Annotated in this window: 24 protein-coding genes and 2 pseudogenes; 6 read left to right on the top strand and 20 right to left on the bottom strand. The window is 36.1% G+C overall.

Features of this window, described 5'->3' with window-relative positions; translation table 11 throughout:
* Window position 1: 1 nt before the first annotated feature.
* On the bottom strand, window positions 2-1,295 hold a 1,294-nt coding region (locus H0185_RS22360), incomplete at its 3' end, for a glycoside hydrolase family 1 protein (RefSeq protein ID WP_246629369.1).
* A 759-nt stretch (window positions 1,296-2,054) separates the two neighbouring features.
* Here H0185_RS22360 and H0185_RS22355 point away from each other — a divergent pair.
* Window positions 2,055-2,213, top strand: a pseudogene (locus tag H0185_RS22355) (tyrosine-type recombinase/integrase); the annotation flags it as partial.
* Window positions 2,214-2,299: 86 nt separating this feature from the next.
* Here H0185_RS22355 and H0185_RS24150 read toward each other — a convergent pair.
* Window positions 2,300-2,656, bottom strand: coding sequence for an MFS transporter (locus tag H0185_RS24150; RefSeq protein ID WP_246629368.1), 357 nt, complete (start codon window positions 2,654-2,656; stop codon window positions 2,300-2,302).
* On the bottom strand, window positions 2,650-2,874 hold the full coding sequence (locus tag H0185_RS24145; RefSeq protein WP_246629367.1) for a hypothetical protein: 225 nt from the start codon (window positions 2,872-2,874) through the stop codon (window positions 2,650-2,652). Before H0185_RS24145 ends, H0185_RS24150 begins: the two co-directional genes overlap by 7 nt.
* Before the next feature lie 78 nt (window positions 2,875-2,952).
* On the opposite strand from H0185_RS24145, the pseudogene H0185_RS22345 reads away from it, so the two are divergent.
* Window positions 2,953-3,164, top strand: a pseudogene (locus tag H0185_RS22345) (cell wall hydrolase); the annotation flags it as partial.
* A 285-nt stretch (window positions 3,165-3,449) separates the two neighbouring features.
* On the opposite strand, the gene H0185_RS22340 reads toward H0185_RS22345, so the two are convergent.
* The 7 genes from H0185_RS22340 to H0185_RS22310 form a co-directional block, all read right to left on the bottom strand.
* On the bottom strand, window positions 3,450-3,719 hold the full coding sequence (locus H0185_RS22340) for a phosphocarrier protein HPr (RefSeq protein WP_221875711.1): 270 nt from the start codon (window positions 3,717-3,719) through the stop codon (window positions 3,450-3,452).
* A 67-nt stretch (window positions 3,720-3,786) separates the two neighbouring features.
* Window positions 3,787-5,808: a transketolase gene (gene tkt / locus H0185_RS22335; RefSeq protein WP_221875710.1), complete on the bottom strand. Its 2,022-nt coding sequence runs from the start codon at window positions 5,806-5,808 to the stop codon at window positions 3,787-3,789.
* A 217-nt stretch (window positions 5,809-6,025) separates the two neighbouring features.
* The gene (locus tag H0185_RS22330; RefSeq protein WP_221875709.1) at window positions 6,026-7,321 is read right to left on the bottom strand and encodes a class II D-tagatose-bisphosphate aldolase non-catalytic subunit; all 1,296 of its coding nucleotides are present in this window, start codon (window positions 7,319-7,321) and stop codon (window positions 6,026-6,028) included.
* A gap of 12 nt (window positions 7,322-7,333) precedes the next feature.
* Window positions 7,334-8,437, bottom strand: a complete 1,104-nt coding sequence (locus H0185_RS22325) for a PTS fructose transporter subunit IIC (RefSeq protein ID WP_221875708.1) — start codon at window positions 8,435-8,437, stop codon at window positions 7,334-7,336.
* A 13-nt stretch (window positions 8,438-8,450) separates the two neighbouring features.
* Complete coding sequence (locus tag H0185_RS22320; RefSeq protein ID WP_246629366.1) at window positions 8,451-8,768, bottom strand: PTS fructose transporter subunit IIB; 318 nt, start codon at window positions 8,766-8,768, stop codon at window positions 8,451-8,453.
* Window positions 8,765-9,235: a PTS sugar transporter subunit IIA gene (locus tag H0185_RS22315; RefSeq protein WP_246629377.1), complete on the bottom strand. Its 471-nt coding sequence runs from the start codon at window positions 9,233-9,235 to the stop codon at window positions 8,765-8,767. The genes H0185_RS22320 and H0185_RS22315 overlap by 4 nt, the downstream gene beginning before the upstream one ends.
* Window positions 9,207-11,222, bottom strand: a complete 2,016-nt coding sequence (locus H0185_RS22310; RefSeq protein WP_221875706.1) for a BglG family transcription antiterminator — start codon at window positions 11,220-11,222, stop codon at window positions 9,207-9,209. The genes H0185_RS22315 and H0185_RS22310 overlap by 29 nt, the downstream gene beginning before the upstream one ends.
* A gap of 239 nt (window positions 11,223-11,461) precedes the next feature.
* On the opposite strand from H0185_RS22310, the gene H0185_RS22305 reads away from it, so the two are divergent.
* Window positions 11,462-12,163 (top strand): HAD family hydrolase, encoded by a 702-nt coding sequence (locus H0185_RS22305; protein WP_221875705.1) that lies wholly within the window; start codon window positions 11,462-11,464, stop codon window positions 12,161-12,163.
* Window positions 12,164-12,622: 459 nt separating this feature from the next.
* Here H0185_RS22305 and H0185_RS22300 read toward each other — a convergent pair whose 3' ends face one another.
* The 5 genes from H0185_RS22300 to H0185_RS22280 all read right to left on the bottom strand — a co-directional run bounded on the left by H0185_RS22300 (window position 12,623) and on the right by H0185_RS22280 (window position 16,509).
* The gene (locus tag H0185_RS22300; protein WP_246629365.1) at window positions 12,623-13,300 is read right to left on the bottom strand and encodes a DUF4405 domain-containing protein; all 678 of its coding nucleotides are present in this window, start codon (window positions 13,298-13,300) and stop codon (window positions 12,623-12,625) included.
* A gap of 82 nt (window positions 13,301-13,382) precedes the next feature.
* Window positions 13,383-14,132 carry a cytochrome P460 family protein gene (locus tag H0185_RS22295; protein ID WP_221875704.1) on the bottom strand — a complete coding sequence of 250 codons (750 nt, stop codon included), beginning with the start codon at window positions 14,130-14,132 and terminating at the stop codon, window positions 13,383-13,385.
* Window positions 14,133-14,297: 165 nt separating this feature from the next.
* Window positions 14,298-14,825, bottom strand: coding sequence for a cyclophilin-like fold protein (locus H0185_RS22290; RefSeq protein ID WP_221875703.1), 528 nt, complete (start codon window positions 14,823-14,825; stop codon window positions 14,298-14,300).
* Window positions 14,826-14,951: 126 nt separating this feature from the next.
* Window positions 14,952-15,530, bottom strand: a complete 579-nt coding sequence (locus H0185_RS22285) for a sugar O-acetyltransferase (RefSeq protein ID WP_221875702.1) — start codon at window positions 15,528-15,530, stop codon at window positions 14,952-14,954.
* A 130-nt stretch (window positions 15,531-15,660) separates the two neighbouring features.
* Window positions 15,661-16,509 carry an aldo/keto reductase gene (locus H0185_RS22280; RefSeq protein ID WP_246629364.1) on the bottom strand — a complete coding sequence of 283 codons (849 nt, stop codon included), beginning with the start codon at window positions 16,507-16,509 and terminating at the stop codon, window positions 15,661-15,663.
* A 278-nt stretch (window positions 16,510-16,787) separates the two neighbouring features.
* Here H0185_RS22280 and H0185_RS22275 point away from each other — a divergent pair, with 278 nt between their 5' ends.
* Window positions 16,788-17,204: a MerR family transcriptional regulator gene (locus H0185_RS22275; protein ID WP_221875701.1), complete on the top strand. Its 417-nt coding sequence runs from the start codon at window positions 16,788-16,790 to the stop codon at window positions 17,202-17,204.
* 51 nt (window positions 17,205-17,255) lie between these two features.
* A complete protein-coding gene (locus tag H0185_RS22270) occupies window positions 17,256-17,954 on the top strand; it encodes an SDR family oxidoreductase (protein ID WP_221875725.1) in 699 nt (232 codons plus the stop codon).
* 265 nt (window positions 17,955-18,219) lie between these two features.
* Here the strand turns inward: H0185_RS22270 and H0185_RS24140 are convergent, their stop codons facing one another.
* Together H0185_RS24140 and H0185_RS22260 are read right to left on the bottom strand one after the other, a co-directional pair.
* A complete protein-coding gene (locus H0185_RS24140) occupies window positions 18,220-18,843 on the bottom strand; it encodes a tyrosine-type recombinase/integrase (protein WP_246629362.1) in 624 nt (207 codons plus the stop codon).
* Between the two features lie 540 nt (window positions 18,844-19,383).
* Entirely contained in the window at window positions 19,384-20,049 is a 666-nt protein-coding gene (locus H0185_RS22260; protein ID WP_221875700.1) for a hypothetical protein, read from the bottom strand.
* A 137-nt stretch (window positions 20,050-20,186) separates the two neighbouring features.
* On the opposite strand from H0185_RS22260, the gene H0185_RS22255 reads away from it, so the two are divergent.
* The gene (locus tag H0185_RS22255) at window positions 20,187-20,780 is read left to right on the top strand and encodes a helix-turn-helix transcriptional regulator (RefSeq protein ID WP_246629361.1); all 594 of its coding nucleotides are present in this window, start codon (window positions 20,187-20,189) and stop codon (window positions 20,778-20,780) included.
* A 574-nt stretch (window positions 20,781-21,354) separates the two neighbouring features.
* On the opposite strand, the gene H0185_RS22250 is transcribed toward H0185_RS22255, so the two are convergent.
* The 3 genes from H0185_RS22250 to H0185_RS22240 all read right to left on the bottom strand — a co-directional run bounded on the left by H0185_RS22250 (window position 21,355) and on the right by H0185_RS22240 (window position 24,679).
* Entirely contained in the window at window positions 21,355-22,911 is a 1,557-nt protein-coding gene (locus tag H0185_RS22250; RefSeq protein WP_221875699.1) for a gluzincin family metallopeptidase, read from the bottom strand.
* Window positions 22,912-23,266: 355 nt separating this feature from the next.
* A complete protein-coding gene (locus H0185_RS22245) occupies window positions 23,267-23,629 on the bottom strand; it encodes a nuclear transport factor 2 family protein (protein WP_221875698.1) in 363 nt (120 codons plus the stop codon).
* A gap of 63 nt (window positions 23,630-23,692) precedes the next feature.
* A complete protein-coding gene (locus H0185_RS22240) occupies window positions 23,693-24,679 on the bottom strand; it encodes an alpha/beta hydrolase (RefSeq protein WP_221875697.1) in 987 nt (328 codons plus the stop codon).
* Window positions 24,680-24,681 lie beyond the last annotated feature (2 nt).

Here is a 24,681-nt window from a genome sequence, read left to right as displayed (position 1 = left end):
NACCCATTTAACCAGCTTAATAAATCGATAACAGACCAGGCGTAATATCCTTTTAAATGAATACCTTCTTTAATCGCTTGCTTTACCACTTTTAAATGCTTTTCTATATATTTAATACGAGGGACATCCACAATTTCTCCTTCAATTATAGGATCTTCATCGCCAAGTCCATTTTCGGTTACATACATTTTAATATCACCATAACGTTCTTTTAGCATGTGAAGACCTTCTAAAAATCCTTGAGGTGAGATCTCCCAACCCCACTTCGTATACGTTTTATCTTCCATTTTTACCGTACGATAAAATGCATCAAACGAGGGGTTGCCAGGTGCTAGTGTAGATGTTTCTCTTGAGTGCTCAATAGCAGAAACAGCATCATTTATTTTTTCAACACGAATCGGTTGATAGTAATTAAGACCAATAAAATCGTTTTTGGAAGCATTTCTCTCCAGTGTATCAAGTTCTTCTTCTGTCCAATTCGGTGTCCAGCCTTTTTCTTCTAATTGCTCTAATACGTAAGAAGGATATTCTCCTTTTAATATAGGATCATAATACCAGAAAGTTTCATATTCATTTGCATGTTGAGCAGCAATAATATTCTCTTCCTTATCGTCAACACTGTATGCAGGTAGGAACACATGAGTAATACCGATTTCTCCATAATGATTTAATTGCTTATAAATTTCCACAGCTTTTGCATGCGCATAAAAAACATAATGTGTCGCTTGGAAATATTTTTTCTCATCGTTTTGAATCCCTGGTGGATGTGCTCCTTTTAAATAGCCTAATCCGCAGAACATCACAGTTTCATTGAATGTAATCCAATGTTTAACGCGATCACCAAAAGCACGGAAACAAATCTCTGCATACTTAATAAATGCATCCGCTGTTCTCCTATTTGTCCAACCTCCATCTTGCTCTAATGTCTGTGGCAAATCCCAGTGATACAGGGTTACAAAGGGTACGATTCCATATTTTAAGCATTCATTAATGAGACTATTGTAAAACTCCAATCCCTTTTCATTTACCTCCCCGTCACCTGTTGGCAAAATACGTGCCCATGAAACTGAAAACCTGTAAGATTCAAGGCCCATTTCAGCCATTAATTTAATATCTTCTTTGTATCGGTGATAATGGTCGATTGCTACATCTCCATTTGTGCCTTTAAATGTTTTTCCAGGAATCTTAGAAAACACATCCCAATTCGTAATACCTTTTCCATCCTCATTCCAAGCACCTTCTACTTGATAAGAAGCAGAAGCTGCTCCGAATAAAAAGTCATGTGGAAACTTCATGTTAAACCTCCGTGGTATAATCATTAAAATATTTATAAATACATATTAAATTTATAGGTACAAATTTAACAATATGATTATACATCTTTTTTCTTCAAATGACTACAGTTTGTGCTGTGGCTTTTGCACATCAGCAGGATAGTAGAGTTGCTGAATAATGTTTCCAAGTAACAATGGGATTGAAAGTAGGATTAATATTCCCTAACCGAATACAATGATACAACCTCATGGAAAAGTATGGATTTGAAGTTGTTATAAGAACACACGAATAGTAGAAGAAATTGAATATACATTTGCTAATCGAAAAAAATTACTTATGAGGATTCAGTATTTAGAGGAAGAATAATAACAAATCACAAAGTTAGTATTATTTTTATTTACCATTTCTATTATACTTTTCCTATTTTTCTGACTGGTGTTACTTCTTGTAGGTTCCCCATTCATCTTTACCACCTTATAGAAAGGTATACTTTAAGGCTTCCCTTAAATGTTCAATTTCTCTCTCCGTTAACGATGTGGATATTCAGTCATTGACGACTGATGAACCGGACAAAAGGATTGAAGGATTCTCTCCTCAGACATTAAAACAATTTCATCTATTCTACAATTTGTCACCCTTTCCAAGCACAGTATAATTGGTCAAATCGTCTCCTTTGATTTACTCTAGAAATTTATCGGTGTTAAAATGTGGAAATTTAGTATTTCTGTAAAAAATATATTGTGAAATATTTCACTTAAACTAAAGGGTACGAATTATTCCACCAACTACGCAACCGCTATGCCACACACCTTTTGAACAACGGAGCTCCCATTGATGTTATTCAAAGTTTATTAGGACACGAAAAAAGCGAGACTACAAGGATTTATGCTCAGTTAAGTGGAAGCCTTAGAAGGGAGTTTTATAGAAAATACTTTTAGATTGGATGGCAATAGGCAAGGGATAACTCCGCTGCCTTTTCACTATTTGCCCCCGTTAGTTCAACAAAAAAGACCTCATTCTGAGGTCATGTATCTGCTGAAAAAGCTGATTCTATTTTTGTTTCTTGGACCTTTTGGATACTAAGGACAAAACTAATGATTGCCGCAATGCTACAAAAATACGGAAGGAAAGCGTATCCCCAATTAGATATGACATAACCACCAATCACTGAACCAATGGTAATACCAATATACAGAGCCGTATTATTCCACGCCATAACAATTCCTCGTTCCTTTGGATATTCGACTGCTAACCGTGCTTGGTATGATGTAAATCCTGCATATCCAACCAAAGCCCATATGAATAAAAAGAAATAAATCCAATCACCAGATGAGAAGAATATACCTAAACAAACGAGTATTAAAGTCAAAAAAATTAGCATAGCTTTCGAAATCTTACTTTCTCAAACCTATCTGTGAATTGTCCACTTATAAGACTTCCTAATACAGCACCGATACCGTAAAAAGTAACAGCTAATGCAATTTCTGATGATGAGAATCTATTTTCGGAATAAAGAGCCGCACCTAAGTAAACATATAGAGCATACATTGAAATCGCCCAAATGGTGGTGACACTTACCGAACCGAGTATTCTTAGCAAATTGCCACCAAATAGATTCCTTGTAAAATCACTTTTAGGAACAGAATTCCAGGCGAACAGTGCCAGGCACTATTTGCCTTTTATGATCCTGCAAGAGAAATAGAGAGAAAATTGGCGCAAAAAGTTGTAAAGTTTTGGAGACAACACCCCTCTATGTATGCTCTTTGGTATTTTAATCCATATGCTGCATGTCCTCCTACATGGTACGGTCAACCATTTTCAGGACAATATAAACAACATTGTTATTATGAACAGTAGCAAATACATGCGAAGGTGCTTATAGATATTAACATATCCCACACACATTGTTGGGGATTTTGTTTGTAAACACTTCATCGCGCAAATCACTCCGTTTGATGAAGAAGCACCTAGTCTTGTCTTACACAATCTTTACCAATTTGTTCAAGCGTTATGTATACCACGTCCGTTAAAGGTCATGGGGACTGTTCTCCATGTCCCATAGGAAAAGCCGGTTCCTAATTGAATCCGGCCCTTTTATGATTAGATAATCTCGTATTCTGTGCGAACAGTGACTGGCAATGTTCGTTATAAACAATAGATTATAAACAAACTCCTTATGCTTCTGCTAATCCCTCTGTATACAACAGATTCTGTAATCCATGCAAGGCCTCTTGCTCATCAGGACCGTCTGCACTAATTTTCACTTCAGCCCCAAAGCCAATTCCTAATGCCATAACACCCATAATCGATTTTAGATTAACGGATTTCCCTTTATATTCGAGATTAATAGTAGAATCATACTTACTTGCATGTTGTACTATAACGGTTGCAGGTCGTGCATGTATTCCTTGGTCGGCTATTATCTTGTATTGTTTTTGCTCCACCTATTCATACCACCTTTTTCTTAAATATTCATAATATAAAAACATTTATTTACTTAACAAAAAATTTCTAGTTAACCTCTACAAAGTTTGATATAAATGCTTCTTTATATTTTTTGACAACATGATTTACCGTAAAACCATATTGCTCTATCACTAACTCACCTTTCCCGGAGGCCCCAAATGTATCAATCCCAATGTTAATGCCGTCTAACCCAGTATATTTGCCCCACCCTAGGCTTGATCCCATTTCAATCGAAACACGGTTACGAACACTACTTGGTAGAACAGATTCTTTATATTCTGCATCTTGTAGTTCAAAAAGATCTAAACTTGGCACGGATAAGACTGAAACATGAATGCCATCTACAGCTAATCTTGCTTGTACATCGATTGCTAGCTTCACTTCGGATCCACTAGCCATCAAAATGCCATCTGGTACTTCAGCTTTTGATGGAGATAAAACATATGCACCTTTTCCAACACCATCTGGGGCTTTTTCCAAAGTGCCTTCTAGAATGGGGAGGTTTTGACGACTCAATACTAATAGTGACGGTGTTTCTTTTGATTCTATTGCTAATTTCCAAGCTTGTGAGACTTCATTCCCATCAGCTGGTCGAATCACGTTTACATTTGGCATTGCCCGATAGGAATCTAATTGTTCTATAGGCTCATGAGTAGGACCATCTTCTCCAACACCAATCGAGTCATGAGTAAAAACGTAAATACCAGGTAACCTAGAGATAGCAGCTACACGTATGGCTGCCCGTAAGTAATCCGAGAATACGAAGAAAGTGCCAATATACGGGAGTGTACCTCCATGTAAAATAATGCCATTGAGGATCGTCCCCATAGCAAACTCACGAACACCAAACCAAATATTGCGCCCGTCATAGGATTCTAGGGTAAAATCTTTTTCTGATTTAAGTATTGTATTATTAGAGGAACTTAAATCAGCTGAACCACCCCAGAAGTGAGGCAATCTCGCCCCGATTGCTTGAATAGTCGCTTCACTAGTTTTACGAGTAGCAGCTGGTGCGTCCTCAATTGTATATTTCGGCAAGATATTGTCCCAGTTTTCTGGTAAGTCACCATTAAAGGCATCCTCAAATTGTTGAGCTAATTCAGGAAAGGCTACTCTATACTTAGCAAACGAAGCCTTCCATTCTGCTTCAATCTTTTCCCCTCGCTCCATCACGGCTTCCTTAAAACGGTCTGTCACTTCTAATGGAACGGTAAATGGAGGGTAATCCCAATTATAAGCATCTTTTGTAATGGCGGTATTTGCTTCTCCTAGTGGAGCTCCATGCACTTTATTTGTACCTTGGTTTGGCGCACCGTAACCGATGACCGTTTTCACTTCAATCAGCGTTGGCTTATTCTTTTCCATTTGAGCCAGTTTAATTGCTTTTGAGATTGCATGTAAATCATTACCATCTTTCACTAAAATATATTGCCATCCATAGGCTTCAAACCGACCAGCAACATCTTCTGTAAAAGTCATTGAAGTGGGACCATCTAAAGAGATATCGTTAGAATCATACAAAGCGATTAATTTCCCTAGTTTTAAGTGCCCTGCTAAAGAGGCGGCTTCTGCAGAAACTCCCTCCATTAAATCTCCATCACCACACAACGTGTATGTATAGTGGTCAACAAGGTTGTACCCCTCTTTGTTATAAGTCGCACTCAAATGGGCTTCTGCCATAGCCATTCCTACTGCATTGGCGAATCCTTGCCCTAATGGACCTGTCGTTGCTTCAACACCATCCGTTTCACCAACTTCCGGATGACCTGGAGTACGACTATTGATTTGGCGGAAGTTCTTTAGGTCTTCAATCGTCACATCATATCCTGCTAAATGTAATAAACTATAAAGCAAAGAAGAACCGTGGCCAGCAGATAACACAAAGCGATCACGATTCACCCATTTAGAATTTTTCGGATTTACGTTTAAATGTCTTGTCCATAACGTATAGGCCATTGGCGCTGCGCCCATTGGCAATCCCGGATGCCCCGAATTTGCATTGTTTATAGCTTCTATACTTAACATTCGTAAAGAATTAACGCCTAATTGATCGGTCTTATCAAACATGCTATTCATCCTCTATTTTTAATAGATTTCTATAACCAAATTTTCTCAGGTTTAACTAACACCAAAAGTTGACTATGAATAGTAAATCATATAAATTTATTTTATATAGATTCTCCTAATGCTCAACCTATATTGACATGCATAGAGTTTCCGACTACCAATCATGAACCCTATGCACATCAAATAGTAAGACATCTATCTCGGAGAAAAGAACTCTTTACCCTATTTGAATCACTTCTGAGGATTGTAGCTTGTCTATAATTCTCGAAGTTGATCCTTTTAGGTTATAACATTCGACGTAGTCACGAATAGGTCGCTTAATATGGTCTATTACAAATCTTTGCCCGTCAATATTTGCTTTGTTTAAGTTATCATATAACTTATTAATTTCTGCCTTTACTTCTTCATCATTAAAAGTATAATGACCTGCAATATCTAAGATTTCAGCAGATAGGTCATTGTCCTTCATAATTTCTTCCACTGTTAATTTCGTTTGTTCTCCTACCATCCATTTTCTCCAACGTTCACTCTTAATCGCATGAACTAAAAGAGTCTCTCGCACTTTAGAAGGTTCATCAATTAACCCATATTCTTTCAACCTTAGTTCTACTTCCGCTAGTTTTAGATAAGCCCTTGTTTCCTCTGTTCCATACTGTGGAGCAACATTTGTAGCAACAATGTTAGATGGAATATGCTCCAGTAAAGTCACATCATCTAGGTAGTCTCCATTATGTTCTTTTAATCCAACCCCATATTTATTCGCCATTTGGGCCAACTCATATGCATTATGAAAATTGAATGTTCCAACTTGTTCTGTTTTTCTAGTCAATGTTCCTGTTTGACCTACAATAAATGTCGGCATTGGAAGACCTTTACTTCCAAGTTCTTCTTTAAGTCTATTAATGAAAGTTTCATAAGTTTCAGTGGAAGTTAGCCCTCCATTTGTTTCTTCTGTCCCAACTTCATAGCCAATTTCCGGTAAGTTTCTTGCTTTTCTTTCGTTTTCACAGTATTCAATTAGTTCAACCGTTCTGCTAATGACGTTTTCTAGAGGAACAACTTTTCCTACTTCAAATGGATCTTTCGTAGGATCAATCATTAATAAGTCAAAGCCTGCTTCTATATCTGCAAGATAGGATTTCTTTCCAAACTCCATCGCTTGTTCTGCAGGCAGGTGATCATTTCTCTCCTTATCTCTCTGCCAAGGGCCACCGTGGTCGCGGCAGACATAATATAGGCCGTCAAAACCAGTTTCCTCTGCAGTATTCCGAATGGCTTCTACGAATGAATGTTGGTTCCACCCATTCACGTAACCGCCGCCCAATTCGTCCATATCAACTTGATTACGACTTGCAATGAACATGACCGGAAAATCTTCATCTCTAGCTAACTCAAAACTTGCTCGTAAAAGGTTTGCTGACATAGGTCCAATCCCTAGTAATGTAGCACCTTTCCTTTCATCTTGTAATTCTAATATTGCCTTCACCGTTGATCTAATAGATACTTTAACCATATTATTTCCCTCCTAGAAATTTATCGTTTTTTTCTCTAAACCATTATTTGCTTCCTTCTCTTCAGAAGATGGTTTAACCGCAACATCTGGTTTTGTGAAATGTAAGATGGCAGCTGTTACAACTGTCCCTATTAACATTGCTAGAAAATACCATAGTTTTCCGTCAACTGCCCCAATAACAATTAACCCGCCGTGAGGAATATACGTACTAACATTTTGCATCATTCCTATTCCACCACCAACAGCACTACCAATCATAATTGCAGGCAACACGCGTTTCATATCTTTTACTGCAAAAGGAATAGCACCTTCTGTAATCCCAATTAACCCCATAAATCCGGCACTGATGCCTAAGCCACGTTCTTCTTCACTATATTTTCTTCTTGAAATAAATGTTGATAAGGCCATTCCTAACGGAGGAATTGCAACCGCAATTCTATGAGCACCATTTGGTCCAAAAATCCCTTCCGCCATTAAAGCTAGTGTAAAAGCAGTAACTGTTTTATTAATTGGACCACCCATGTCAATGGCAGTAAAAGCTCCAATTACTAACCCTAGAATTAAGGCACTACCGCCTTGCATTGAAGATAATAAATTGACTAACCCATCAACAAGACCAGCAAGAGGTTGAGCTAAGATATAAATATATCCGATACAGGTAATAAAGGTTGTAATAATCGGAATGATTAGGATAGGCATAATCGTTTTAATGGTATTAGGAACTTTCCAAGTTTTAACGTATTTTGCAATATAACCTGAAACAATCCCCAAAATCATTGCCCCAAGGAAGCCCGTTTGAACACCACTTTCACCAACAGGATTATTGGCGAGAAAGCCCGCAATCATCCCAGGAATCAACCCCGGTTTTCCTGCAATGGAATAGGCGATATACCCTGCTAAAATCGGAATCATCATGGCAAAACCAGCAGCACCTATGGTGTTTAAGTTTTGAAGGAAAGGATTTGTGACAACCATTCCTTCATCTGTCGGTGTCCCTGAAGCTAATGCAAGGGCTAAAAATATCCCACCGACAACGACTGAAGGCATCATGTAAGACACACCAGTACTAAATGCTTTTTTAAGCTCTTCCCCTACCTTTTTCGCACTATTAGCCATAGAAATCTTCCTCCTAGAGATTTTCTAACTGATTCACAACATCTACTACATTCTTTATGAGACTTGAAGGATCCATCGTTATTACCTTTCCCTGATCCTGTTTTTCCTCAAAACGCTCTTCCCCTTCAATTCCAATTGCAATGGCCAGAATAACCGCATCCGCATCAGCGATTTCTTCCTCCGTTAGTTCATTATCAATTCCCATTCCGCCTTGTGTTTCTACTTTGACTTCATAGCCTCTCTTAGCACATTCCTTTTCTAACGCCTCTTGGGCCATGTAAGTATGCGCAATTCCAGTTGTACAAGCAGTAACTCCAACAATTTTCATCATAAATTCCCCATTTCTTCAGCATAAATGTTTTCTTCAATGCGTTTTAATAAACGATAGGCTTCATCCGTTGATTCTGCTTCTAGTAAATTATTTCTAAAGTTTTCATCCATTAAATTCCTACTAATTTGCGCTAGGATTTTTAAATGTAATTTATCTTTTTGCTCGATAGGAACACCAATCATAAAAATTAATTGTGCTTTATCGCCACTTTTTTCATCCCAAACAAAAGGTGTCATTGTTCTCATAAAAGTTATAAATGGTTCTGTAACTGCTTCTGATTTCCCATGAGGGATACTTACATTAAAACCAACTGTAGTTGGAATTTCTTCTTCTCTTTTTAAAACAGCATTCACATAAGTATCAACATCAATAATCATTCCATAAGTAAAAACATCTTCACTCATTTTTCTTATGATTTCATTCCGACTTGTGAGTTCATTATTTAAATATATGAATTCTTTCCTCATCAAGATAATCCCCTCCCTTCGTAAGCTGTAATATTCCTTTTCTCGTGTTATCCGAGAAATATTTTTTTACGCTTTTCCTAGTTTCTATTAGTTTATAAATATCACTTAAAATATTTTTAACGTTTTTTAAATCGTTAGGAGAAATACAAATTAGTATGACTGTATCGACTTTTGTTCCTCCCCAGTCAATCATATCCTCCGTTGTTAAAATGATTATTCTTGTATTTACCACAAATTTCGGTGTACCATGAGGGATTGCAACACCCGTATCTAGAGCTGTGGTTCCAACTTTTTCTCGGTTGTAAACAGACTCTTCAAAACCAGGAATGATATCATTTGAGTCTTTTAGTTTTTGGATTAAGAAACCAAGAACCTCTTCCTCATCCTGCATTTTCTCATTTGTGAAAATTGACTCTTCATTCAAATATTTTGCTAAATACTTAATATCAGGATAATGGTCAATCGGTTCCTTATTTTCTTCTTTTATTAAAAATAAATCTGTGTAAAAATTCATAATATTTTTGATATCTGTATTCGTAACTAAGGGCGATACATAGATGACCGGTTTAGTAGTATTTCTAATTGGAATTGCTGAGATAATAAAATCAACACTCTCAATATTCACTTCATAAAGCCTGTCAATCGGAGCAACTTCAATTACACATAAAGCCGGTAAAACATGTTTCACTTTATTGGCAATGAGTTCCGATGTACCGATTCCATTTGGACAAACAATTAATACTTTTTTATAACTTGAATTTCTTTCTAATGCTGCTTGAAAATGAACCATCATAAACGATACTTCATCTTCTGTTAAATGGACCTTAAATGCTTCTTCAATAATAGAGGTAACAAACCAGCTAACTCCCAACATCACTGAATATTCATCTTTTATCTCATTTAGCAAGGGATTCTTAACCGTAATACCCGTCCTCAATCTATAAATCATAGGAATGATATGAGAAACTAATCCTTCAAATAGTTTTCGATCATTTGATAAATCCACTTTCAGTACACTACTCATTTTCTGAATAATTTCATCAACTAGAGTAGAATATTCCTCTGTTATTAATGATGGATTATAAATAGATTCGATTCCAATTGCGATTAAATATTGATTTAAGTAAATAATATCCTCAGTTGTAAAAGTAATGGTTAATTCTTGGAATACATCATCTAAAATTTCTTTAGCCATTAAAAAGGTTTTTAGTTTTTTTACCTCATCGAATATAAGGCTATTCATTACTTCCGAATGATGTTTTTTCTTTGAAGCTCTATAGCAAAGAACTACTAAAGTATTAAATAAAGTGGTTAAATAATGCTCCGCAATTGGTTTGGCTGACTTTTTCTCAACTTTGTTCACTATGCTAAGGGAAGTATTTACAATGTTACTTGGATAATACTGTTTTAATATATTCCCGATTTTTTCAAGTCCCTCAACATGATCTTCCACTTTAGATGTTTTTACTAATTCTTCATTAAATAACATCAAAGAATACTGAATTTGGGATTCTGTACCGGTCATATATGTTCCCTTTTGATCCCCTTTAATTTTTACAGTGTGTCCATTTAAACCTGATTGAATTTTCTCCATATCAGCAGAAATGGAGGACTTACTGACAAAAAGGAGTTCAGATAACCCTTCGTATGTTAGTACTTTTTCATCAACCAACAACATTTTCGTAATTTGAATTTTTCTATCTAATGGGGAGAGTTCTTGAATCTCCTGATTTTCAAACTGAATTTTTAAATATTTTAGAACATCCAATTTTTCATTCATTTCACCACTAACTTTGATTCCAATGCTTGGTTTCTTTTTCAACATTAGATCAAAATTATTAATGAACTTTTCAATTACTTTTAAGTCGTTGTGAAGAGTTCTTTGAGAAACATTCATGATATCGGAGTAATATTTAACAGTCTTATATTCTTGATTACTTAGCATAGTTTTTATTAAATGGTATTGCCTTTTTGATAATTGAATCACTATAGCACCTCCTTATCCTAACTGCTTTATCCCATTTAATATCAAAATTGAAAGATTGCCAACCCTTTGATAGCGCTTACTTAACCTTATGTATTCATTTTATCATTTAAAATTTGTAAGGTAATAACAGACTATTACAACATCATTGTTGCAATTTATATTATCTACACGAACGAGATAAAGATGTTATCATATTGATAAATTACAAAAACAATATTTTAAAGGTGAGGATTACTAGGATGGATACTATTTTATTTGATGTAGATGATACTTTATATGATCAATTGCAACCCTTTAAAAATGCGTTTGAAAAGAGTTTGAATCATTTAAGAAATGCTCCAATTGAAGAACTGTATGTTTCTAGTAGAAAACATAGCGACACCTTATTTAATAAGAGTGAAGCTGGAACAGTAACATTGCTAGAGTTACATACCTATCGTATTATGACTGCTTGTAAGGAATTTGGTATTGAGATTTCTTATAATGAAGCAATAGAATTCCAAAAAACGTATGAAGAACATCAAAAAAAAATCACATTGTTTCCTGAAATAGAGAGCCTACTGGAATTACTTTATAAAAAGGACAAACAACTTGGAATATTAACAAATGGTCCTTACCAACATCAATTAATGAAGATAAAACAGTTAGGACTCACTAAATGGATCCCTAAGGATAATATTTTTATTTCTTCAGCAATTGGAAGTGCTAAACCAGATCCACTTGCTTTTGAGGTTGTAGAAAAAAAACTCAACCTAAATAAGGTGAAAACAGTTTTTATTGGTGATTCTTTTGAAAATGATGTAATTGGCGCAAAACAAGTTGGATGGAATTCTATATGGATGAATCACCGAAAAAAAACTAGGCCCGGCAACACTATTCACCCAGACAAAATTATTAGTACACCTAAACAACTATTGGATTTAATAGATAGCTATCTTTAAGATACAAAAAATGCTTGGAGAACACTCCAAGCATTTTTTGTAGAAATCTTTATTTATGTGTAAACTGCGTAATGTTGAATGATGTACGATAAACAATTTACTGAACAGGATTGTTTGACTTAAAACGCACTTAACAACAAATACCGAGAACGCTTTAATTCTCACATGTTACGTGGTTTACCTTGTTCATTTTACTCCCCGCCAATTCGCGGTGCGTTTAAATCAACTTCAGCTCTTTTTGCCTCTACTAAGCCTCGTTCTATAGGTTCTGACCTACCATGATAAGCAAGGGTAAGGAATTGTCATGATCCTATATTAAATTGTAAGTGGCTGAAGGTAACCCACCCTATCCCTTGTGTATACCGAGCAGTTCAAAATGCCAAGTACTAATAGACGGAGTCTGTTACCTAGTCCTTCGCTTTTATGCTTGCTTGTATCCAGATCTTCTGCTTCGTTCTTTCAAACCCCTCGCTTCTCCTGATTTGGAACAAATTTTAAGGCATAATGTGTCCCACAAACATAGATTCCCATGATAGATAGGTGGTCAATTAAAAACCTTATTGTGGAATTATTATAGGACCAACCAAATGGGTTGTAAAATAATAGCTTGGAGCCCATATCTCCTTCAAAAGAAGATTGCACCCCGTAAGCAACAATTAATACCGCCAAAACACGCAACATAATGGTGCGAATACGACTTGCACCTGTGATACCCGTCATCCTCCGAACTGAACTTATAATCATTTCCCATGATAAACCTATATGTACTGCCATAATGACAAATCCCCAATAGGCAGTCTGAACGTGTATTTGCCGTAGCGTCATATCGTTATCTATTGGTATAAAGGGGAATAAGTCACTGGAAATCAACACAGCACTTATGATCATCAAGGTCATAGTTACAAGGAATAATAGATTTATTCCTATTTGGATAACGCGCCGTACATTATACTTTCCTTTAAAAATCGCTTTATACCAACGTCGATTCAAAAAGTTATGGATAATAAATAATGAAAATACGACAACTCCAACGACTTCATGAACCATATTTCCAGTAATATAGTAAGCCATCGCTACTAACATAAGAATTGTCATAACTAGGTCATTTACCAGTTTGAATAATGTCTTTCGATTCAACCCACTCACCTCTTTTACTTCTTTTAGTTGGATTGCAATTCCATTGAAAATATGTATCTATACATGAATGGAAATATATTCATTAGCTTTTATATCTCTGTAAATACATCGTCAAAAGAACGTCCTGAATGATTTTGGCTTTTTCTTCATCACCTACTAATCTACTTTCTTTTTTATTTACGTTTATAGACTCATTCGTATGATTAGATATCTCGCTTATATGCCAGTCCTCTGTAGCGATACCCGCGATTTGGGTATCTCTATTAATTTGTGAAATCTCTTCTAGATTAAAATCTTTCATTTGGTCCATCGAATTCATATATTGATCCCTTTCCTGATTTGCATGGCAGGTATAACATCTTCCAATAGCTGGGCCACCAATACCGTCTTCCATTACCTCTCTGTCAGGAGTAAATGCCTGGAATTCCCATTCCCCAGTGCGCTCTTCTGGCGAGTATTGGGAACCCCAACCAGTCCGCTTTTCCATTACTAAATAGTGTTCAAGCTCTCCATCTCGAAATCCTTCGAGAGTGATAACGGTGCCGCTCGGAAGCTCTTCTCCATTCTGTACTGCTTCAATTGCATCCCTACTATTTACATAGATGTTTTCATGAATATCCCCTCGATCATATGTTGCAAACACAATTCCTTCTTCAAGGTTTTCAGGGAATTCAACAAGATTAGATCCAGAACCAATCTCTGCGTATTCTTGATTCTGTCCGGTCATTTCCTCTTGCATCTGTTGAGAAGTTTCAATCGTTACATTATCATTCTTGTTGCATGCAACAAGGGATAGCAGTAATCCAAGTGTCATAATGAATCGTTTATTCATCCTGTATTTCCCTCCATTTTTTTATTAATTATCATATTTTTTATCTTATATCTGACCATCTATCTGGCTGTTTTACTCATGATTAAAAAAGAAAAAGAAGCCCTAAAAGTATGCTTTTAGGGTAGTTAAAATTATCGCTAATAATATAGAGTCTTTTATTCTTATTTACTCACTATGTTCAGCCAATTCAAAAGAGACATTTATATCACCGTCTCCGACAGCTTGAGCAAAGCGTACTGCCTCTTCTATATACCCGAGACGAGTGTAGCTATAAGTATTTGATAAAGTTTCATAAAACAATACAAGACCATTATCTCCATACAACATGATATCTCCTGCATTAATCTCCCCTGGTCTCTCGGAATTTGTTGGGAGTGTATCTGGGAAACTATAAAATTTTTCATTCCTATTAACATCGCTCATGTTTATGTCTAAAGGTAGTTTTTCAATAAATGCCTGAGTGGTTTGGTTTTCATAAAGCTTTGCAGAAAATACCTGTTCCCCTATTGTTATGTTTAAATCTATCATTGTTATTGTGTCTGACATTTCACTATCCCTCGTTTCTTGAGTTGGGTCACTGGTTGGCATTTCCTCTTGATTCGTTTCATTACTTTCATTTGTTTCACTATTAGCACAGGCAGTCAAACCAAAGCCAAAAATAAACAAACAAAGGATAGAAAAGAATTTTTTCATTCTATGTAATCCTTTCTACATGCTTTTTACTAGTATTCATATATATATTTTCTGGATCTATTTAAATAAAATTAAATCTGTTTTACCATAAAGAGCGGCACCGCCAACATTAGGAATCACATAGAATTATTCCTGACTGGTTTCAATTTTCTTTAATACCTTCGCAGGTACACCTCCTACGATCACATTGGGAGGAACATCCTTTGTCACAACTGCACCAGCAGCGATAATAGCTCCATCACCAATGGTTACACCGGGAACGACTGTGGCATTTGCACCAATCCAAACATCCTGACCAATTGAAATGGGTGCAGGATGCAAAGTGCTGCGTTTTCTAGGATCAATGTCGTGATTAAGAGTAGCCAAGACGACATTGTGCCCAATGAGAACACCATCGCCAATTGTAATTCCACCCTGATCCTGAAAGCGACAGCCTGAGTTGATAAAGACATTCTTGCCCACTTTAATGTTTTTCCCACAATCCGTATAAAAAGGAGGGAACACGGCAAATGTGTTGTCTACTGGTTTACCAATTAACCGGGAAAACAGTTCCTGAATTTCTTGAGGAGTATGATAAGGTCCGTTTAACTCAGCGGTTAACTTCAATGCCTCTTGTGAGACTTTGTGCATCATCTGGTGCATCTCTGAATCTCCCTCCACCGCTTCTCCTCTGTTTAAGTGCCCTAAAAAGTCTTGGATATCCATTAAAATCCTCCTTGTCGACAAAATTTATTAAGTATAATTCATTCATATATCTTTTTAACTCTGATGAGAGACATCTTTGACAATTTTATCCTTTAGTGAGTAATGTCATATTAGGTAATGAGAAACCTTCTTACCATAAAGCAAGGGGCTGTTTCATGCTAGGTTTTGGATAGATTGAGTCTAATTGATCCAAATCTTGCTGTGTTAATTGAATTTCAGCTGCTTTCACATTATCGATCACATGAGCGGTATTACTAGATTGTGGTATAGCAATTGTTTGACCATTTCGAATACACCATGCTAATAAAATTTGAAAACTATTTGATTGATGTTTTTCAGCAATTTCCTTTATTACTTTTTGTTTAGTTAGGTTTGCACCAAAACGATCACCCCGAGCAACTGGAGAATAGGCGATTAATGGCATTTCACGGTTGTTCATCATAGGTACTAAATCAAATTCAATTCCTCGGTCTCCCAAATTGTAACGTACTTGATTTGTTGCACACTTTATTCCATCAGGTAGCTTCATTATTTTTTCTAAGTCATCAACATCTAAATTAGAAACACCCCATGACCTAATTTTCCCTTGAATTCTTGCTTTCTCCAAAGCTTCAATCGTCTCGTTAATCGGAATATTCCCTTTCCAATGGAGCAAATATAAATCTAAGTAGTCCGTATTTAATCTTTGTAAGCTTTGTTCTAAGCTAATTGGCATAAGCTTTTCCGAAGCATTTGAAGGAAGAACCTTTGAAATGAGAAATAATTCCTCACGGCTATAAGACTTAATAGCATGTGCAACTAATCTCTCTGCATTTCCATTACCATACATTTCAGCAGTATCAATAACTTGAACGCCATGATCAAGACCAACCCTTATTGCTTCTGCTTCTTGTTCAAATTTATCTGCTTTGTCTCCCATATTCCAAGTGCCAAAGCCTATAGGGAAAACTTCCCTTCCTGCAATTTTTACTTTTTTCAATTTTTTCACTCCTCCTCACATGGATCTAATACCGAAATTTTTTATTTATCTCTTTAAAATAACTATACAGGTTCTCTTTTAACAACATGTTAATCCTTATAGTTAACTCTAGGTCAAGTAGTAAATTTATTGATTGGATTTGTCTGCATAAAGTATATAGAGGTACGCTGCACAATCACCTCTTGTTCCTTTGACACACAAATTTGTCCATGTTACTATTCTTTTCATAAATATCAAGTTAACTAGAGGTTTAAGTCTTCAAGAAAGGGAGATACATTTTGAACACATATTCAATTGGGGAAGTAGCAAAGGAATTGAGCCTTACAGTCTATACTTTGCGTTACTATGACAAAGAGGGTCTTATGCCTTTCGTAGACCGAACACCAAGTGGAACCAGGGTGTTTAAGGATTCAGATATCGAGGCTTTAAAAATTATTGAATGTCTGAAATCTACTGGGATGCCTATAAAGGAAATTAAGGCTTTCATAGATTGGTGTTCTGAGGGAGATTCTACATTAAAACAAAGATATGAAATGTTTATGGAACGAAAATCCATTGTAGAGGCTCAAATGGAAGAACTAAAAAAAACATTGGAACTAATTGAACATAAATGTTGGTATTACAAGACTGCAATAGATGCAGGAACAGAGGATGTTCATAAAGAGGATAAAATTGTGGTTCCTAATCCTAACTAACAGAAAACTACCAGTAAATGTAATGCTGGTAGGTTTTTTCTATTTTCAGGAATTGGCGAAGCTACAGCTAAATTGCTAGCTGAGAAAGGTGCAAAACTTGTACTTGGAGCAAGACGTGAAGATCGTTTAAAAGAATTAGCGGATGAAATTAAGTCCAATGGTGGTCAAGCGGTTTATCGAGTCACGGACGTTGTGAATCCTGAGGACAATCAGCAGCTTGTACAACTAGCGAAAGACACTTTTGGTGGTGTCGATATAATCTTCTTGAACGCTGGAATAATGCCAAATTCACCACTCTCTGCATTGAAAACTGACGAGTGGAACAACATGGTTGACGTTAATATTAAAGGGGTATTGAATGGTATCGCAGCAGTGTTGCCAACATTTATTTCCCAAAAGTCTGGACATATCATCACAACTTCATCAGTAGCTGGACTTAAAGCTTACCCAGGTGGTGCAGTTTATGGAGCAACAAAGTGGGCTGTTCGTGACTTAATGAAAGTTTTGCGTATGGAATCTGCCCAAGAAGGTACCAACATTCGTACCGCGACGATCTATCCAGCAGCAATCAACACGGAATTGTTGGATACGATAACTGATAAGAATACGGGAGAAGGTATGACTGCGCTGTACGAGCAATTTGGGATTACACCTGATCGAGTTGCCAATGTTGTGGCGTTTGCGATTGATCAACCAGAAGATACGAATATTAACGAATTTACAATTGGCCCAACAAGTCAACCTTGGTAATATTTATTTAGACAATAAACTATGTACTATTGTTTTTTTCGGAACAACCCGGCTGTCGTTACTCTCGACAGCCTAACATCATTTCAAAATTCCCCTAAAAAAAGACATTTGCCGCGCAGTATGAGTCAAATGAACAACAACTTATTGAATCAAATACTTTTTATGCTGCTCTCGCTTTCGCTCATGAGTAATCTTTGCATATCTAAGTGTCGTATCTGGTGAACTATGTCCTAAGAGTTCTTGAATCGCGACCAATTCAGCACCATTATTTTAAGGTTAAAGTAGCAAAAGTGTGTCTTAAAACATGGGGACTTACTTTGTGTTGTAAACCTGCTTTTTGAGCGATTATATCTATTTCTCTTTGTATTCCTCGTTTAGATAATCTTCTATAAGGTTTTCTCTCTGTAACCATCAAAGCTTCACAATTGTCATTTCTTCCTTTTATATATTTACCTAAATGATACATAGCTCTAATCGAAAAATAGACTTCCCTTCGTTTATCACCTTTACCAATAACTAATGTGCTCATATTTTGTAAATTAATATCAGCTTTATCTAATCCATGAACTTCTGACAATCTACAACCAGTTGCATACAAGATTGCTAGAAAAGCACGCTGCCTGACTGTATCGCAGGATTCTCTTAACATTTCAAGTTCTTCGATTGATAATGATTTGGGAAGTCGGTATTCATCTTTTGGAGCTTTTAATTTGGTAGTTGGATCACGCTTAATATATTCTTCTGAAGCTAACCAACTAAAAAAACTCTTTAAAACAGATAGTTTCTTTCTAATTGTGCTCATTTTTAAGGTCCCATCTTGACTTAAATACATACGAACATCTGCTGTAACTATGTCCTCAGCCTTCTTTTTTACAATTTCAGCAAACATACTTAATTCCATAAGGTAGTTGTCTAGAGTAATTGAACTTAAACCTTCTAGTTTTTATGCCGAGATGAACAATTGTATTTTATCCTCAAGGTCAGGATGTACCTCACCTAACTCAACTCTTTGAATATAATACTCTGATAGAACAGTAGATAATTTATTCTTTGTGGTTTCCACTTCGATATTTGGTTATAACTCTATTAACGCTACCACTAAATCTGATAATATTTGCTCACCTAGATTCATAATAATCAACTCCCCTTAGTTCTTATTAGTAACTAAGGATTATCTATACAAACAGCAAAAATACCAACAGAGAGAGTATGAAGCGCTTTTTAATCCTATGAATAAGAAAGAGACGATTACTTTTTGGGTAATCGTCTACTAATGGTTGTGTATAGCTAGTATCGTTGTACTACGCAGCAAATGATCCTGTTTTAAATGACAGGTCAACTAAAACCCGTTACTTTAATAGTCTTCTTTAAATCTAAATTTTTATTTTTTGTAATGATAAAATAGGTTAAGTAAGAGAAGATATAAAAATCAATCAGCACTGATTCTCCTACGTTCTGACCAAAGAGCATACCCCAACCAAATAAGAGCCAATCCCATCGGTACTGCCAATATCCTATCGAATGGATGAGGAATTACAGCGGCAGCAAAGGTGACCACGGCTGCGAAGGAAAGTAAAGCACCTGCCATGCGTGGGAAGATTCTCGCACGAAAAGTTGCGATTCCAAACAAGAGTCCACCAAGAGAATACAGAATCGCCGCAATTGGTGCTAATAGTGGGAAAATACCAAGATTAACTGTGCTTGTGGTTCCACCAAAGATCCCTACTATTCCCTCTACAAACTTCGGAGCAGCAGTTGTAAGCAACGGTAAAACAAAAGCCTCGTTAAAACTAAAATTCATAGAAATTAACCAAAATAGACTAAATAAAATAAAACCAATCAGCCCAAGCCAGTCTGCTTCTTCCGCTTGTCTCGTATAGATTCCTGTAATTCCTATCAAACTGAAAAGAGACATAATGCTGGTAGTACATGCAATGACGACCCATAAGCTTGTGCTAACAGAAGATATATGATCCTCTGGGTGAAAAAACTGAATACATATATATAAAATCCCTGCCAATATTGCAAACAGACCTGCCCACCGCATTAAACTCTTTCTCGTAATTCTTCGCTTTTTTTCATTCTTATTATTCATGTGATTCCCTCCAATTTTTATTTTTACTCTTAAAATAAATACAAATTTTATCAACGACCTAGTTATTGCAGAATCAAACTTCTTATTGTAAGTTAGATATGCAAGAGTTGAATAAATATTTGAAATTAGGTGACGAGATGGAGCATTATGAAGTAATTGAAAAATCTTTATTGTATATTGAAAACAATTTGCAACAACCATTATCATTGGAGTCTGTTTCAAATTCCTTCAATATGTCTAAATACTATTTTCATAGACTTTTTTCTGCAATAATGGGCTGTTCATTAAACCAATACACTTTATCAAGAAGATTAAATGCATCTGTTCAATACATTCAAAACGAAAACTTATCATTAACAGAAATTGCGTATCAACTAAACTTTGGAACTCCATCATCCTTCACCCGCGCTTTTAAAAGCCAATATGGTATCGCCCCAAGCTATCTAAGAAAAAATGGAAGGACCATAGCCCTAGAAGACATTCCTCCAGTAATTAAAAGGCCAATTAAAAACATCAATGGGGATATCGTTGCCGATTTTACACTAACAAATTTTAAAACAACTCGAATAAGTGGGGTAGCATTTGAAGTTGATTTAGCAAGAAGTGATTTTAAAGAAAAGATTCGATCTTATTCGAGAATGCTCGTAAATAGCATTGATGAAACAATCAGTAGTCCTTGTTATATCATCTATTCCAATTGCCAACCAAATTCAACTAAGTTAAGGCTCTAGTCGGGATTCCACAAAATCTAAAAATCAATAAACCAAATTATTTCACAGTAGATGTTCAACCATTCTTTTCTGCTAAGTTTAAATATTTTGGTGACCTACTAGATATAGGAGACGTCTTTATTACTGACTTTTCAAGATTTTTAAAGATTTCGAAACAAGAAACAGAGGAATCCGATATTGAACTTATTCAAGTGTTTGAGAATATTCATAACCTTGACTCTTCCTATCAAATATTCGTACCAATCAAAAAACTCTCCAGTGACGACGTTGATTAGTGTCTAACTACCTAAATATGTTAATAAACTTGTTATTTTAATAAGAAGGATACCATCATAAGTGTAAAGAAACTTTCCAAATCTTGCGGTAAATCGTAAACAAGTTAGTTTTTTTGTAACGCAAAAAAGATGCCTTCCAGTTATTTTGGAAAAGCATCCATTTGAAGTTATTTAACACAGAAATCATTCCATTCCAATTATCAAAGGTTTTTCTTACCAAGATCTATTTGCTGCGCAGTATAAAGTCAAATACGAAAAACGATCACCCTAAAAAAGTGATCGTCTTAACTGAATTTTATTTAGTTATCAGTATCGTTGTACTGCGCAGCTACATTGCCTAATGTTTCAGCCAAATAGGAAAAAGTAAAGTCCTCATCACAGATTCGCCTTACCCTATCCTGCCAAGAGTAAAGCTGATTCGGTTCAATGTATTTTTCAAGTAGCTCACGGAAAACTTCTCGATTTTTATATAGACTCTTTATTTTAAATTTCCCCCTAATCATATCTCTAATTGCTAACGCAAAGTTGTAATCCTGAAAAAATGCTGGATTTTCTATATAAAACATCTCACTGCCAGGATGAATGGTTTCACCCTCATACCCAAACACAACTTTATAGCATTCGTCTGCTATCTCCTGGAAGCTTCTTTCAGGATTTTTATATAACTCATATTCAACTAGGCTATAATAGTGATTGATTTGAACCATCTTAAAATCAGTTAACATATTCACTTCTTTTATTTGTGATAATACTTCAGCTGTTAGTTCAAAATTTCTTTTTAAAAACTCTTCCTCCGTTACAATAGTTTGAAATAATTCAGCAAAAGATTCAGCAGCTATGCTTGAATAAAAACGATAGAGTTCTGGATATTCAAATGAGCCATAGTGACCGTCCAATATGTGTCCCATCTCATGAATTCCAGACAAAAATAAAGAATATGCATCTCGTTTATTTACTACTAGTTTGAGATCATTTGGGTTTATGTTAATGGCAAAACCACCATAAGGAATTTCCAAAGTTTCAATCGTAACAGGAATGCTCTGTAATTGTACTCCGATACTTCTTACTGCATCACTTAACACTTCTTTTAGTCGTTCAGAGGAAAAATTACTACCTTGAAACCTATGAAAATTAAAAGTGGTAAAATATTGATCGTAAAAATACATTTGCTCCCATCCAAATTTTTCATTTATTCGATTACTCCAGTAGGTAGCAGAATTCTCTAATTTTTCTAGTAAGCCACTCATTTCATCTAAATACTTGTCTATATCAATTTCTTTTAGGCTACATTTGAAGGAATAATAGTTTTCATATCCGATATCCTGAGCTAGTTGGTTTCTTTTATGGATAAGCGTTCTGTATAAATCTTCATTTTCTCGTCCTATTCTTTTGGATTCAAGAAATAGTCTTTTACGAAGTTCTCGATCCGGATTGTCCATAACATTTGAGTGGACAGTGCCCAAATTATACTTTTTTCCATTGACCTCAAACGTACTTTCCAGTAGTTTTTTTTGCAAAGATTGTTGCACACTTACTATTTCTGGATGACTATCAATTGCTTCTTGCTTCATCCTTGATAAAAATACATCAATTCTTCTACACCAAATGGGATCATCACTTAATATTTCTTTCCAAGTAGAAAAGGTATGTATAAGTTCTTTATTTGTCATTAGTTCGTGTTTAATCTTTTGAATTTCATCGATCCTTTGACTTTCTTGCTCTTGTGAGTACATAAGATAATAAATACGCTCTTCTTCTTGGGATATTTCGTCCAATTTTTTAATTGCAGTATGATATGTAGCTTTCCATTCGTTAACATCTGAAATTTGAGTTAATCGCTTAAAATCTATGTCCATAATTAACCCCTCTTTAAACGGTTCAATTCATTAGTCTGAAATATACGCAAAAGTTTTCGAACCTATTTAATTATTAGGTTTAATTTCTTTATGTTTGTTGCACATTCCTGCTCCTTTAAAACTTAAGTACATTCTTTCATAAAAGAAATTTGTTGTTGCACAGTAAGAGTCAAATATGAAAAGACGATCACTTTGAACGTCATTCCTCGTTTTGATAATCTTCTATAAGGTTTTCTCTCTGTAACCATCAAGGCTTCACAATTGTCATTTCTTCTTTTTATATATTTACCTAAATCTGTGCATCTAACGGATTTGTTTTCTTTGCTTACGAACAGATTTTAGAATTTCAACGACTTTATGGTGCTAAAAGCTTTGTGAAAGACATTGATGCCAATTTCCATTGATCCTCCTGCACATATACCTCTGTAACCACAAATAGATTCGTCACTTCATTGCCCCCAACAACAGCTACCAGGCATACTTTATTTAGAAGAATAGCAGTTTTATCAATTAGTTGAACGGATGTTTCTTGAATATCTACATGCTTATAAACGATAGAACCGTTTTTTATTACATCTATTTCCTCGTTTTTAGACAATGTAGCCCCCATATGCACGAAAACGGCTTTTTCGTGAAAAAGACCACTTAAGTCGTCTAGTTGTCTCTCGATCATCCAGTCCCATTTATTCTTTGAAATCTCCATAATTGTTTGTTCCATTTTTGTATCATTCCTTTTTACTAACATTTTTTAATCTGATCTTTTTTCTTGTAACCAAACTATCTAGATCCCCTCAAAAATTTCTGTCAGCCAGCGGTCATAATTGGGTATCCATTCGCCACCAGACCCATAGCCGTGGGGCATTCCCTCCAAAACATAGGATTCCACCGGAACATCGGCCTGTTGTAATGCCTCTATACATTCTTCAAATTCGCCCACGAAAGGATCCTCAGTTCCATAAGAAAAATAAGTAGGCGGCAAATCCGAAGCCTTGAATTTCTCTACATCAGTGGAAGCGACACTCAGTCTGCCATAGAAGGAATATATCATTCCAGCTGCGCTGGTGTCAGCGGATACCCGGTCCAATTCATCAGGCTCATAGTTGGGGTCAAGAGCGGTGCCATTCACATCGCCATCAAAATTCAGGAGCATCTCTCCACCCAAAATACCACCTGCCGAAAAGCCCAGCACGGCAATGTTATTCTCATCAATTCCAAATTCTTCGGCATGGGCGCGGACAAATCGTACCGCGCGAGCCAGATCTAACGCTCCCTCTTCCTGGTTATAGGGCCGCAGGCGGTAATTGACAATGAAACTCTGGTAACCCAGCTTGCTCAATTCTTCCGCCACAGGGAACCCTTCGTTCTGATTACCGCGAAATCGGAATCCACCGCCTGAATTGATTAGCACAGCGCCTTTAATTTCCGTCCCTGATGGCACAGGGACTGTAATGAGATTGGGACGGAAATCCGGGTCATCTGCATAGTTGCCCGTATTCTCCGTGTATTCTGTGACCGACGGCATATTTCCTTCTTCCCACAAGTAGATAGTCTGTTGTTGCTGCGAGTCCGGCATCATCGTTGCCACCGTATTCGACATAGCCCCAACAGGTGCGGTTTGCTCTGAGCTTTCCGTCCCCAGCTCCCTTTCTACTGGAGCTTCCATAGAAGAGGAAGGTTGCTCATCTGCTGATGGTTGGGATCCATTATTGCTACAAGCAGCAAGAGTAAAAGCAACAACTAGAGATGTTAAAATGGTCATTAATTTCATTT

The organism is Mesobacillus maritimus, from assembly GCF_019749255.1.
Lineage (GTDB): Bacteria > Bacillota > Bacilli > Bacillales > Cytobacillaceae > Mesobacillus_B > Mesobacillus_B maritimus_A.
This window is presented reverse-complemented; position numbering and strand designations above follow the sequence as displayed.